Origin of the sequence: Cobetia sp. 10Alg 146, from assembly GCF_029846385.1 — a bacterium.
In the GTDB taxonomy this organism is placed as follows: Bacteria; Pseudomonadota; Gammaproteobacteria; order Pseudomonadales; family Halomonadaceae; genus Cobetia; species Cobetia marina.
The window spans coordinates 592,411-605,604 of record NZ_JARWKT010000001.1 but is presented as its reverse complement, the minus strand read 5'-3'; the positions used below and the strand labels follow the sequence as shown (position 1 = coordinate 605,604).

At 61.5% G+C, this 13,194-nt stretch carries 12 protein-coding genes; 5 read left to right on the top strand and 7 right to left on the bottom strand.

Annotated elements, in window-relative coordinates; translation table 11 throughout:
• The first annotated feature begins 41 nt into the window (after positions 1-41).
• The 3 genes from QD172_RS02585 (at position 42) to QD172_RS02575 (ending at position 3,586) form a co-directional block, all read left to right on the top strand.
• Positions 42-2,159: a 2Fe-2S iron-sulfur cluster-binding protein gene (locus QD172_RS02585; RefSeq protein ID WP_279854811.1), complete on the top strand. Its 2,118-nt coding sequence runs from the start codon at positions 42-44 to the stop codon at positions 2,157-2,159.
• 225 nt (positions 2,160-2,384) lie between these two features.
• Positions 2,385-2,921 (top strand): DUF2628 domain-containing protein, encoded by a 537-nt coding sequence (locus QD172_RS02580; protein ID WP_279854810.1) that lies wholly within the window; start codon positions 2,385-2,387, stop codon positions 2,919-2,921.
• Between the two features lie 26 nt (positions 2,922-2,947).
• A complete protein-coding gene (locus tag QD172_RS02575; protein WP_279854809.1) occupies positions 2,948-3,586 on the top strand; it encodes a cold shock and DUF1294 domain-containing protein in 639 nt (212 codons plus the stop codon).
• Positions 3,587-3,708: 122 nt separating this feature from the next.
• On the opposite strand, the gene QD172_RS02570 is transcribed toward QD172_RS02575, so the two are convergent.
• A complete protein-coding gene (locus tag QD172_RS02570; RefSeq protein WP_279854808.1) occupies positions 3,709-5,403 on the bottom strand; it encodes an L-lactate permease in 1,695 nt (564 codons plus the stop codon).
• Between the two features lie 391 nt (positions 5,404-5,794).
• On the opposite strand from QD172_RS02570, the gene QD172_RS02565 reads away from it, so the two are divergent.
• On the top strand, positions 5,795-6,775 hold the full coding sequence (locus tag QD172_RS02565; protein ID WP_279854807.1) for a DMT family transporter: 981 nt from the start codon (positions 5,795-5,797) through the stop codon (positions 6,773-6,775).
• Positions 6,776-6,919: 144 nt separating this feature from the next.
• Here QD172_RS02565 and QD172_RS02560 read toward each other — a convergent pair whose 3' ends face one another.
• The 4 genes from QD172_RS02560 to QD172_RS02545 all read right to left on the bottom strand — a co-directional run bounded on the left by QD172_RS02560 (position 6,920) and on the right by QD172_RS02545 (position 9,649).
• Positions 6,920-7,609 carry a hypothetical protein gene (locus tag QD172_RS02560; protein ID WP_176494151.1) on the bottom strand — a complete coding sequence of 230 codons (690 nt, stop codon included), beginning with the start codon at positions 7,607-7,609 and terminating at the stop codon, positions 6,920-6,922.
• Positions 7,610-7,805: 196 nt separating this feature from the next.
• Positions 7,806-8,210 (bottom strand): YkvA family protein, encoded by a 405-nt coding sequence (locus QD172_RS02555; RefSeq protein ID WP_077377519.1) that lies wholly within the window; start codon positions 8,208-8,210, stop codon positions 7,806-7,808.
• Between the two features lie 202 nt (positions 8,211-8,412).
• Positions 8,413-9,138: a pirin family protein gene (locus QD172_RS02550; RefSeq protein WP_271302847.1), complete on the bottom strand. Its 726-nt coding sequence runs from the start codon at positions 9,136-9,138 to the stop codon at positions 8,413-8,415.
• A 49-nt stretch (positions 9,139-9,187) separates the two neighbouring features.
• Positions 9,188-9,649 (bottom strand): DoxX family protein, encoded by a 462-nt coding sequence (locus QD172_RS02545; RefSeq protein WP_084208395.1) that lies wholly within the window; start codon positions 9,647-9,649, stop codon positions 9,188-9,190.
• A gap of 131 nt (positions 9,650-9,780) precedes the next feature.
• Here QD172_RS02545 and QD172_RS02540 point away from each other — a divergent pair, with 131 nt between their 5' ends.
• Entirely contained in the window at positions 9,781-10,722 is a 942-nt protein-coding gene (locus QD172_RS02540) for a LysR family transcriptional regulator (protein WP_077377508.1), read from the top strand.
• Between the two features lie 59 nt (positions 10,723-10,781).
• On the opposite strand, the gene tdh is transcribed toward QD172_RS02540, so the two are convergent.
• On the bottom strand, positions 10,782-11,807 hold the full coding sequence (tdh, locus tag QD172_RS02535) for an L-threonine 3-dehydrogenase (protein ID WP_136939232.1): 1,026 nt from the start codon (positions 11,805-11,807) through the stop codon (positions 10,782-10,784).
• Positions 11,804-13,042 carry a glycine C-acetyltransferase gene (locus tag QD172_RS02530; RefSeq protein WP_279854805.1) on the bottom strand — a complete coding sequence of 413 codons (1,239 nt, stop codon included), beginning with the start codon at positions 13,040-13,042 and terminating at the stop codon, positions 11,804-11,806. The genes tdh and QD172_RS02530 overlap by 4 nt, the downstream gene beginning before the upstream one ends.
• Positions 13,043-13,194 lie beyond the last annotated feature (152 nt).

The window sequence follows — 13,194 nt, the reverse complement described above, 5'->3', positions numbered from 1 at the left end:
ACCGTCATCTTGAGGGTTTATTCATGAATGAACATCGGCAGATGTTTCATGCAGGTGAGCGGCGTGTCCAGGCACGCGCAGGTGTGCCAGAGCATTATGTCGAGCAGGTCGCCCCCTATGTACGCGACCGAATGACCGAACAGCATGTCACCTTCTTCGCGAGCCTGCCGGTACTGTTCATGGGCGTGCCTGACAGTGACGGCTGGCCGTGGGCGGTGGTGAGCTTTGCGCCGCCCGGGCAGCTTTGCGCTGCCACGCCCGGTGAGCTGCAGGTGCATGCACGGCCGGCGCTGGAGGAATTGCTGGGACTCGAGTTCACTCCCGGTACCAAGATCGGCGTGCTGGGATTGGACCTCGCCACTCGTCGGCGCAATCGTCTGAATGGCACCTTGCTTGACTCTGACGCGGTGGCGGGCGTGGCGTCGGACGGGCTGCGGATCGGGGTCGATCAGAGCTTCGGCAACTGTCCGCAATACATCCAGCAACGTGAGATCGACTGGGCTGCCGAGCAGACCAAATCGCTCGTCAGCCGTGAGGTGGCACTGAACGATGAGGTGTCGCGTGTCTTGCTGGCCCAGGCGGATACCTTCTTCATTGCAACCCGCGCAGGTGAGCTGGATGACGCTGCGCCCAACGGCGTGGATGTCTCGCATCGTGGCGGCAGGCCAGGCTTTCTGCACATGAATGCCGATGGCAGCCTGTCGTTTCCCGATTTTGCCGGCAACCGCTTCTTCAACACCCTGGGCAATATCGAGCTGGATTCGCGGGTCAGCCTGTTGATTCCTGATTTCATCACGGGCGAAGTGTTGTTGCTCAAGGGGCATGCTCGGGTCGACTGGAACCCCCAGCGGGCAGCACTGGTCGAGGGCGCCGAGCGTATCGTGGATGTGGTGCCGGAGCAGGTACTGCATGTCGAGAATGCCTTGCCCACCCAGGCGCGACTGATCGAACGCTCGCCATCGCTTGCGCTTACCGGTGACTGGCCGGCAACGCGCGATGAACCATCGACGCTGCGACGTCTGCGTGTCATCGACAAAGTGCGCGAAAGCGAGACGATCACCTCCTTTTATCTGACGCCATGGCCGCAAGCGGGGCAGGTTCGCGAATCGGCGGAAATCGCGGCCTATCAAGCCGGCCAGTTTCTGACCCTGCGTCTTGCTTCCACACCACAGCATCCTCTGTCGTCAGGCGAGATTGCGGTGATGCGCAGCTACAGTCTCTCGCAGGCTTGGCGGGCGGGACAGAATGCCTACCGCATCTCGGTACGCCGCGATCCCAAGGGGATCGCCTCACGACTGCTACATGATGAATTCGCGGTGGGCGATGTGCTGGAAGCGACACCACCGGCGGGGGATTTCATGTTGCAGGACTCCCCCGCGCCCATCGTGCTGCTGTCATCGGGTGTCGGCATCACGCCGATGATCGCCATGCTGGATGGCCTAGTTCAGCTGGCAGACGCGGGGCATCCTCCGCTCGGCGAGGTGGCCTTCGTACACGCCGCGCGCAATGGGCGTGAGCTGGCGTTTCTCGACACGCTGGAGCGCTGGTCGCGCGTGCATGCGTGGTTGCAGGTACATATCGCCCTGTCACGCCCGAGTAAGGCGGATCTCGTGGCCGGGCGGCATCAGTCAGTGGGCAGGCTGGAGCTGGTGAGTCTGGCGAGCAATCTGCCGGGCCTTGCCTCCAGCCATGTCTATCTGTGTGGCTCCGAGGGCTTCATGCGCGCCCAATACGCCGCCCTGATGGCGCTGGGCTTGCCGCGTGAACGACTACATCACGAATTCTTCGGCCTTGGCTCACTGGAGAAGGGGGAAGCAACCGCGGTTGCGCTATCGGCAGACTTTCAGGCGAGCTTGCCGGAACATGCCCAAGTCACCTTCATGCCGCGCGGGGCATCTGGCCAGCCGTCCCCCAGCGATGCGGGCATTACACGGCAGTGGACGCCAGAACAGGGCAGCCTGCTGGAGCTGGCCGAGCAGTCAGGCGTGAATGCCATGTCCAGTTGTCGTTCCGGGCGCTGTGGTAGCTGCGCATTGCGACTCGTCGAGGGGCAGGTGCAGTATCCCGAGCCGCCACAGGCCGCCGTGGCTCAGGGGCAGGTGTTGGTGTGCTGTGCTTATCCGGCCAATGAACAGCCGCTGATTATCCAAACGCATTAAGCTGCATCGTCGGACGCGAATGACTCGGTGCGAATGACTCGGTGCGAATGACTCGGTGCGAATGACTCGGTGTAGCTGACCAGTCTTATGGGAAACAATGAGATAGCGCCAACGAGGTTCATGGTCCTGACAAGTGGTCAGCGGTATAGTGCGAGGCTTGTGTCATTTGTCCCGAGCCTCGTGCAGCCCGCGGCCTGCTCGGTATCACAGACAAGGATTCCCTCGATGGCTTCATTTCGTATTCTGACGCACCCCGAACACGGGACGCGTGCCGTCAAGATCGGCTGGTCCTGGCCGGCCTTCTTCTTCGGCCTGTTCTGGGCACTCTACAAGCGCATGTGGTTGCTGGCGGCGAGTCTATTCGGCTTCATCGTGCTCAGCTCGGTCTTCATTCCCGCGACGATGGAAGGGCAGCTGATTTCCAATGTCCTGTTCCTGGGTTTAAACCTGACCATCAGCATGAAGGGCAATCAGTGGTACGCGAGCCTGCTGGAAACCCAGGGCTTCACCCAGCAGACCCAGGTCGAGGCGCGCAACCCCGGGGATGCGCTGGCCGTGCATGCCAACTCGCAGAAGGCGTCTGCGGCTGACATCCGCGACCATGAACAACGCGGCACTCACGAGCAGGACCTCCCCGTGGATCACCGTGATGAGCAGGAAAACAAGCCCGACCGTAATGATGGCAGGGGTGATGACGATAACGGTGATGGTGGCGCAGGCGGCAAGGGGGGCGGCAACACCTCTGGTACCTTCATTGGCTAGGGGTCGGACCAGGAAGAGATGAGACGATGAACCTTCAAGGACGATTGACGCGCTGGAACGATGACAAGGGCTTCGGCTTCATCACGCCTGAGTCGGGGGGCAAGGATGTCTTTGCCCACATCAGTGCGTACCAGGGGCGCGGACGGCCGAAAGCCAGTGCGCAGGTGCAGTATCAGTTGGGCATGGATGAGAACAACCGCCCACGTGCCACACGCTTTCGCACGCTTGGGGTAGGAGCTTCCACTACTCCTGCTGGAGTGGGGCTTGCATGGTTGATGCTGCTGGCCGTGATAATCGTGCTCGGGGCAGGCTGGCAGCAGGGGCGTCTGCCCTGGATGTTGCCAATGGCGTATCTGGGCATGAGTTTGGTGACGTACCTGGCCTATCGAGTCGACAAGCAGGCCGCGACATCAGGGGAGTGGCGCGTGTCCGAGGGGAAATTGCACCTCATGGAGTTGCTGTGTGGCTGGCCGGGCGCGCTGATCGCCCAGCAGAGCCTGCGCCACAAGACGCGCAAGACAAGCTACCGAGTCGTGTTCTGGTGTGTGGTATTGATCAACATCGCTACCGTGAGCTGGCTGACGCTCTCGCCGGAAGCCGCGGCCATTCGCGATCTGCTTGGCTTTCCTGTCATTGCCAGAGAGGCCATGATCCGCTGGTCATGAGCGGGTATCGTCTGTACCTATCAACGACAAAGGGGCCTTAAAAGGCCCCTTTGTCGTTGTGGATCAACCCCATCCAGCACACCGTTGTCTGCGTCTCCACGGTAGCTGCTGAAGAGCCTGTTCTAGCGCATCAAGCCATCCACCACGCCCAGGCCATGGAAGGCGATCATGCCGATGATGCCGGCGAAGATCACGTAGTAGAGCGTCGGCAGGATCGTCTTGCGCAGCGTGATGCCTTCACGCCCCAGTAGTCCGACGGTCGCCGAAGCGGCGACCACGTTGTGGATGGCGATCATGTTGCCGGCAGCCGCGCCGACGGCCTGGAGGGCGACCATCATGGCGCTGGAGATGCCCAGCGCGCCTGCCACGTTGAACTGGAAATCCGCCAGCATCAGATTGGAGACGGTGTTGGAGCCGGCGATGAAGGCCCCGAGGGCCCCGACGCTGGGGGCGAACAGCGGGTAGATGTCGCCCACGCTATCGGCGATGAATTGCGCCATGGCCACCGGCATCGATACCAGATCTGCCTCGTTCACGCCGGAGTTGATCAGGATGCGCACCATGGGGATCGTGAACAGCAGCACGAAGCCTGCGCCCAGAATCGTGCGGCTGGATTCCGTGATGGCAGCACTGACATCCTGCATGCGCATGCGGTGCAGCACGACGGTCAGCAGTACCACGACCACCAGGATACCGCCGGGTAGGTACAAGGGCTGCAGACTGCCGGAGATGTCACCTTCTCCGAGAATGCCGCTCCAGCCGAAGCTCCATGAGGTCAGCGCTTCCTTGATCGGGGCGATGACGCGCGACATCACCAGCAGCACCGCGAGCAGCACATACGGCAGCCACCCCATGCCGACCGAGAGCGGCTTGCGACCCTCGACGGGCTCAAGTGTCATGTCCAGCTTGCCCACCCATTCCTCGGGCCAGCTGTCTGCGTTCGGGAAGTCCCAGGTCCGGCTGGGTAGCAGAAAGCCCTTGCGCGCCGCGGGTACCACGATGGCGAGGCCCACCATGGCACCGATCATCGAGGGGAACTCGGGCCCGAGCAGCAGGCCGGCCAGTACATAGGGCACCACGAAGCAGACACCCGCGAACAGCGCGAAGGGAGCGACTTCGAGTCCCTCGCGCCAGGAGCGATTGGCCCCGAAGTAGCGCACCATCACCGCCACCATGATGAGTGGCATGCAGATACCGATGATGCCGTGGGTAATGGCGACTTCCGAGGTGATCAACTGGAAGTAGCTGTCCCAGCTTGACCCGTTCGCGGCCAGAGCGTCACTGACGCCAGCCTTGTCGAGCCCTCCCGAGACACCGACGACGATGGGGGTGCCGACAGCACCGAAGGAGACCGGAGTGGATTGCACCATCATCCCGACCACGACGGCGGCCAGTGCCGGGAAGCCCAGCGCCACCATCAAGGGGGCAGCGACGGCAGCGGGTGTGCCGAAGCCTGAGGCACCCTCGATGAAGCAACCGAACAGCCAGGCGACGATGATGGCCTGTACTCGCCGGTCTGGGCTGATGCCGGAGAAGCCATTACGGATCGCGGCAATGCCGCCGGAGTGCTTGAGCGTATTGAGCAGCAGCAGGGCACCGAAGATGATCCACAGGATCGCCACCGTCAGTATCAAGCCCTGCAACGATGAGGCCATGACGCGTGTGAAGGTCATGTCCCAGGCAAGCAGGGCGATCAGGGCCGTGACCACGAAGACGATGGGCATGGCAATGCGGGCAGGGATTCTGAACCCTATCAGCAAGATACCAGCCAGTATCAATGGCGTGAACGCCAGAATCGCCATCCATGATGCATTCATGTCAATACTCTCCTTCGCATGAAAGGGTGATTGTCTTTTTGTTGGTTTTTGTCACGGCAATGTGAAGGTTGATCCAAAGTTTGGCGTTGAGCTTTCATCCACACTGCGGGAAATCACCGTAGGGCTCACCAGATCAAGGTAAGCGAGGAAAACATTCTTGGCGACGTCATGTTGACTGGTAATACCAGTGTCAAACACCGTTTTAAAGACGCGAATATTCGAAGTTTTTCATGAGGTTATGAAAGCCATAGCTAGGCATTCATGGAGTTTCATAGCCTCTGGTTACGACCAATGAGGGATGGGTTTATGTGTCTTGAGGACTCTTGTTACGCTGCGATTGCGGCTGATAAATCATCGAAGATCTGATTTTTCCTGAGACAAGGGTGCATGAATGGCAAAACTGGGTAGTGTGTTGGTTGTATTGGCCGCTTTTCAATGGGGGCTGACAGGTGGGATTGGCAGCTTGCTGATGTCCTGGGGCTGGGAGGCTGAAGTCATTTCCTTCTGGCGTGCCCTTGTCGGGTTCATCTGCATGCTGGCCTGGATGGTATTGCTGGGCTACCACAAGGTGCCGGCCAGAAAACCGCTCGCGTTGCTGGGGTGGTCGCTGCTGGCGGGGGTAGGGGTCGCCGGCAACTTCATGTTCTATTTCACGAGTGTCAGCATGAGTGGTGTCGCCGTTGCCGCGACTCTCATGTATAGCGCGCCGATTTTCGTCTATATCACGTCATTCCTGGCCCGGGTGGAACGCCCGGCACCGGTGAAGCTGATTTCCATCGTCGGTGTGATGATCGGCATCGTACTGCTGACGGGGGTGCTGCAATCCGGGAGTGGCAAGGTGACTCCCCTGGGTGTCCTGTTCGGACTTCTGGCGGGTGTGTCATACGCCATCTTCATCTTTGCCTTCAAGTCAGCCACGCGTCATGGCAGCACCCCTGGGGTATTGGCCATCGCGTTGGGCGTGAGCAGTCTGGTGATGTTGCCGTTGACGAATCTTTCACAGGCAGTGGCGGTCCCCTTCGCCGATGAGCTGTGGCTGATTCTGGTATTCGGCCTGGTGGGGGGAGGGTTCTCCTTCTATTGCTATGTGATCGGCCTGAAGAATACCTTGCCGTCGGTGGCTTCCATCATCGCCATGATAGAACCGATCACGGCCACCTTGTTCGGGGTGTTCGTGTTGGGAGAAGGCATGGACATGATGCAACTGGCAGGGATGGCACTGATTCTCGTGGCGATCACGACCCTGAGCCTGGCGCAGAATGGCCCTGAGGTATTGCTTCGCCTGCCGTTGGGCCTGCGGGGCGGAAAGCCGCGCAACATGACGGCCTCCACCCGTGAGGAAGGTGGCGGTACTCAGGCCAGCAAGGGATGAGGCTGCAGACGACTGGCCTGGCCCGACGAAGCCGATTGCCAGGATGAAATGACCTGAGAGAAGCAACGAATGGCATGGCCATGCAAGAACGCCTCGACCACCATGTGGTCGAGGCGTTCTTGTACTAGGGGCGGACGACAGGCGTCAGATGGCGGGTGGAGAAACGACCGCGACGTGCCTCAGTGAGGGTTGGCTGGCCTGGATGAAGAAGTCATTCATCGTCAGCTGAAGGTATTTCTTCATCATGTCGCGGGCAGGCATCAGCATGCGATCCCCGAGATCAAAGTTGCCGGTCTGATGAGGTACGGAGTCCTTGACCGTGTAATCCTTGCGATAGAGGAGTTGCTCATCCTTGTCATAGAGGCAGTACACCACCTCGAAATCGGCAATCACATCGAAGTCTTCATTGGCGATGCCGAAGGTGAGCAGATTCATCGGCAGATTCTTTGCCATCAGATAGTCGAGATAGACGGGGCCACGGTTCTCGTGGGCCTGAATCTCGACCTTGAGGCGATAGTCCTTCTCGCGGGCATCATGCGTGATCACCGAGGTGCTGGGTAACTGTTCGCGCAGCAGCAGGTCGAAATTCTTCATGGGCGGTGAAGAGGCGCGCGGCAGTTTCACGCTGCCCAGTGGGCGCATGGCCTGGGTCGCGGCACCCGAGAACAGATTGGCCTGAGGCTGGCTGTAATAGATGTCGGGGTAGAACGTCTTGTGTTCATAGGCCAGAGACTGCACCGGCTGAATGTTGGGCATATCGATCTCGGCACGCGAGGCGCAACCGGTCATCAGCAGCAGCGCGAGACCTGCCGTGGCGAATTTCAACATTGTCATGGAGGCATCCTGCGCTTTCGGGGGGCTCGTGGGCATGAAGATATGACTTCACGGTAACACGCACGGTGTCACCCGCTAAACGAGCGCTCTACACGGCATTCAACACTGTTGACACCCTGTTCATGGCGGGGAGGTCGTGGCCAGTGGGCCGTGTGCCGCCACGAGGGGGAGGCGCTGCCAGGCGCGTCGTCTGCCGTCAATCGAACCAGCGCTTGAGCACCTTGTCCGCGCGTGCGCGATGTTCCGGCTTGATATGGGCCGCCACGATGGCCACCGCGCCCGCCATCAAGGTGATGTCGTCGGTGTAACCCAGCAGGGGGGTGAAGTCCGGCAGGGCATCGATGGGGGAAATGAAGTAGCCCAGCGCGCCATAGATGGTGGTTCTGGCCCAGACAGGGGTATCGGAATCCTGCGCCGCGAAGTACATGCGCAGGGCGGGATTGAGTGCTGTCTGGCCGGCCTTGCGGGCGACCGACGAGACCTTGTGCCAGAAACCTTCCTCGCTGTACTCGGAGGCGTGGGCCGTGAGGGGCTGTGCATCCGGTGCCGGCAATCTGGGTGTCTCGGGTGGAGTGGACGTGATGGTCGTGTCCTTGCTCATGGGGTGTCCTCCGTCAGCTCACGAGGATGGCGATGACGGCCAGCCTCGCGCTTGATCGTATCATGCCTCCCTATGACAGATGTCGCCCAGCCACGTTCCCTGCCAGGTGTCCTCCCATGCGGACGTGCCATAACGACGCCTCCCCGCCGACAGTGATGTGGGCGGGGAGGCGTCGTGGGTCTAGAGGCCATCGGAGGCCAGCTCAAGCGGGCAGGTCGAACAGCAGCGCATGCAGACCTCGCGCCTCAGCGAGAGTGGCCTCGGGTTCATGGTCCAGCGTGACGGCATCTCCCGCGGACAGGGGCAGGCTCTGCTGATCCTTGCCCTTCAGTGTTGCCGTCCCGTCGATGACGTGCAGGTAGTAGCGACGCTGGGGCGCGAAGGGCAGTGCCAGCGAGGTATCCGTGTGTTCCGCGCCTTGCAGGCCGATGCGATACATCCGGGCATCCTGATTGATGGACAGGATGCCGTCCACGGCCTCTTGTGGCGGGGCGATCAACAGGTCGAGTCCCTCGCGTGCCGTGAAGGGTTGCTGCTGATAGCGCGGCGTCAGGCCCCTGGCATCCGGGGTGATCCAGATCTGCAGGAAATGCAGTGGCTGGCGAGTCGAGGGATTGTACTCGCTGTGCTCGATGCCGCTGCCGGCACTCATCAGCTGGACTTCGCCCACTCCCAGGGTGCGATGTGAGCCCATGGTGTCACGATGCTCGATGCTGCCTTCCAGCACATAGCTGATGATTTCCATGTCACGGTGCGGATGCGTCTCGAAGCCTGCGCCGGGTGCCACGGTGTCATCATTGAGCACGCGCAGTACGGAGACGCCCATGTGATTCGGGTCATAGTAGCTGGCGAAGGAAAAGCTGTGGCGGCTCTCCAGCCAGCCAAATCGAGCATGACCGCGTTCTGCCGCTGGACGTAACGTGAACATGGCAACCTCCTCAGAGTGTCGTGGTGTCTGCCGGTGAGTGAAGCAGGCTTCAGTCTTCGCGCACGGCGTTGCTGCCCGGTTGCAGTACCCGATCAAGGGACAGCTTGCCGCCGCCGGTGATCATGAGGCTGGCCGCGATGGTCAACAGGGCCAGCGCGTACTCGAAGCCGTTGTTGCTCATGAACAGGCCATTGCCGATATGCACGGTCAGGATGGCGATCAGCATCGTGAAGACCAGCACGGCAGCTGCCGGGCGCGTCAGCAGGCCGATGAGAATGGCCAGTCCGCCGAAGAATTCACCGCTGCCGGACAACAGTGCCATCAGGTAGCCGGGCTCGATGCCCATGGAGGCCATCCACTGCCCCGTGCCTTCCAGACCGTAGCCGCCGAAGGCGCCGAACAGTTTCTGTGACCCGTGGGCCATGAAGATGATGCCGGTGGGCACGCGCAGCACCAGGCTTGCGAGGCTCGTGTCAGTGGACATCAGGCGAGAGAGGGCGGATTTGAACATGAGTGGCTCCAGGGATCAGGTAAGGGGTGGATTTTCAAATCAGTGTGTCTGATCGATGGCGCTACTATAAAATGCGGTGTCACAGAAAAATAACGGAGGATTCTGGTCTGATGGATCAGAATTTTTGAATCATGGTCTCACCCATCACGCTGGACGCGCTGCGCGTACTGGATGCCATTGACCGACGTGGCAGTTTCGCCGCAGCCGCCGAGACACTGCACCGCGTGCCCTCGGCGATTTCCTACTCGGTGCAGAAGCTGGAGGAAGAGCTGGGCGTGCCGCTGTTCGACCGTTCGCGCCGCAAGGCCGAACTGACCGATGCCGGACGCCTGGTGCTGGAGCATGGGCGACGCATTCTGCTGGCCACCGATGAGATGACGGCGCTGGCGCGCCAGGCGGGGGCGGGATGGGAGGTCGAGCTGCGTATCTGCGTCGATTCCATCCTTGAACCGGACGCGCTCTATCCGCTGTTGGAGGAGTTTCAGGCCATCCAGCCGCGTACCCGGGTGGTACTCGGTGAGGAGGTGATGGGGGGCGCCTGGGAAGCGTTGCATGACAACCGCTGTGATCTGGTGATCGGAGCGCCCGGCGAGGCACCGGTATCGGGGTTGTCGAGCCGAGTGTTCGGGGCGATCGAGCCGGTCTTCGCCGTGGCGGCCGGTCATCCGCTGACGCATCTGCCGCAGCCGCTGTCCGCCGACGCCCTGCGTGACTATCCCACTGTCATCGTGGCCGACAGTTCGCGCAGCTTGCCCGGGCGCTCTTCGGGGCTACTGGATGGTCGCAGTCAGATCATCGTCAAGACCACGGCGCAGAAGATAGACGTCCAGCGCAGGGGGCTTGGCGTCGGCTATCTGCCGTTGCACCGGATTCGTCAATCACTGGAAGACGGCAGTCTCACGGTGCTGCCACTGGAGACGGATCGTGCGCCGATCGATCTCTCTCTTGCCTGGCGCAGTGGTCGCCAGGGCAAGGCGCTCAAATGGATTCTCCAGCGTCTCTCGGCTCCCGGCATGGGCGAGGCCTTCGGGCTGTTACCCCGCGAGGCGACGACTGACCGGCACGCGCTCTGACGATCGGGGGCAGACGATCGGAAGCTGACTGGCGTGGGGGAGCAATCGAGCAAAAGCCCTCAGGACCAGTCGAGCACCACCTTACCCGACTGACCGGAACCCATGATCTCGAAGCCCTGCTGGAAGTCATCGACGCGCAATCGATGCGTGATGATGGGCGAGAGATCCAGCCCAGACTGGATCAGGCTGGCCATCTTGTACCAGGTCTCGAACATCTCACGGCCATAGATGCCTTTGATGGTCAGCCCCTTGAAGATGACCTTGGTCCAGTCGATGGCCATCTCGCCGGGCGGAATGCCCAGCATGGCGATCTTGCCGCCATGATTGATGACATCGAGCATCTGACCGACGGCTGACGGCACGCCGGACATCTCCAGCACTACATCGAAGCCCTCATGCATGTCGAGCTCCGCCATCACCTCCTTCAGGGATTCGCGGCTGACATTGACGGTGCGGGTCGCGCCCATCCGCTCGGCCAGTGCCAGTCGATAGTCATTCACGTCGGTGATCACCACGTGGCGAGCCCCGATATGGCGGATGACCGCCGCCGCCATGATGCCGATGGGCCCGGCGCCGGTGATCAACACGTCCTCGCCGACCACATCGAAGGCCAGCGCCGTATGCACGGCATTGCCGAAGGGGTCGAAGATGGCCGCCAGGTCATCGCTGATCTCATCCGGCAGTTTGAAGAGGTTGTAGGCAGGCAGGGCGAGATATTCGGCGAAGGCACCCGGACGGTTGACGCCCACGCCCTCGGTATTGCGGCACAGATGGCGACGCCCCGCGCGACAGTTGCGGCAATGGCCGCAGGTAATGTGCCCTTCGCCGGAGACCCGATCACCGATCTCGTAACCCCGCACCTCGCTGCCCAATGCGACGATTTCCCCCGCATACTCATGACCGGTGACCATCGGCACCGGCACGGTGGCCTGTGACCACTCATCCCATTGATAGATGTGCATGTCCGTGCCGCAGATCGCGGTCTTGCGGATCTTGATCAGCACATCGTTGTGGCCGATTTCCGGTACCGCCGTCTCGGTCATCCAGATCCCGGGTTCGGGCTTGAGCTTGGCCAGCGCCTTCATGCATCACCTCCCGTCGCAGACCCGATCACGCCCATCTCGCGGCCGATGCGCGTGAAGGCCGAGACGGCCGTGTCGATCTGCTCCGGGGTATGCGCCGCCGAGAGCTGGGTGCGAATGCGCGCCTGTCCCCTGGGCACCACCGGATAGGAAAACCCGATCACGTAGATGCCGGCCTCCAGCAGGCGATTGGCGAAGTCGCCTGCCAGGCGCGCATCGCCGATCATCACCGGAATGATGGCGTGGCCGGCGCCCGCGAGGGTGAAGCCGGCGGCCTGCATGCCGGTCCGAAAGCGTTCGACGTTCTCCCACAGCTTACGGCGAGCCTCGGCGCTGTCCTCGATTCTGTCCAGCGCCTTGAGGGTCGCCGCCACGATGGGCGGCGCCAGCGAGTTGGAGAATAGATAGGGGCGTGAGCGCTGGCGCAACCACTCGACGATGGGCCCGCGCGCGGCCGTCACACCGCCCGAGGCACCGCCCAGCGCCTTGCCGAAGGTGGTGGTGATGATGTCGATCTGGTCCATCACGTCATGATATTCGTGGCTGCCACGCCCGTTGTCGCCGACGAAGCCGGTGGCGTGGGAGTCATCCACCATCACCAGCGCGTCGTAGCGGCGGGCGAGCTCGCAGATGCCCTTGAGATTGGCGATCACGCCATCCATCGAGAAGACACCGTCGGTGGCGATCAGCTTGAAGCGTGCGCCAGCCGCGTCCGCCTCCTTGAGGCGGGCCTCGAGTTCGCGCATGTCATTGTTGGCATAGCGATAGCGGCTGGCCTTGCACAGGCGCACGCCATCGATGATGGAGGCGTGGTTGAGCGCATCTGAAATGATGGCGTCTTCAGGGCCGAAGAGTGTCTCGAACAGGCCGCCATTGGCATCGAAGCACGAGGAATAGAGGATGGCATCGTCCATGCCGAGAAAGGCCGCGAGGCGCTTTTCCAGCACGCGATGCTGATGGTGGGTGCCGCAGATGAAGCGTACCGAGGCCATGCCGAAGCCATCACGCTCCAGCGCCTGTTGCGCGGCCGCAATCAATTCGGGGCTATCGGCTAGGCCCAGATAGTTGTTGGCGCAGAAGTTGATGACCTGGGCGCCTTGTCCCTCGTCCTTATCGCTGGCGGAAACCTGGATGCTGGCACGCTGGGGCGAGGTGATCTCGCGCTCCTGCTTGTAGAGGCCCTCTTCATGCAGCGCATTGATCTGACGGCTGAGGTGGTCGTGGAAACTGGCTGGCATGCGTCGCTCCTGTCTGTCGTGATCCTGTCGCTTCCGATGGACGCTGTACGCCTTGGGGAAACGTGGTGACACACACTTCAGCCTAGTAGCTCGTTGTCAGCACAGCAGGACTCTGTCGGCGTCGAGGGCGCAAGACCCGCCATTCCATTCCT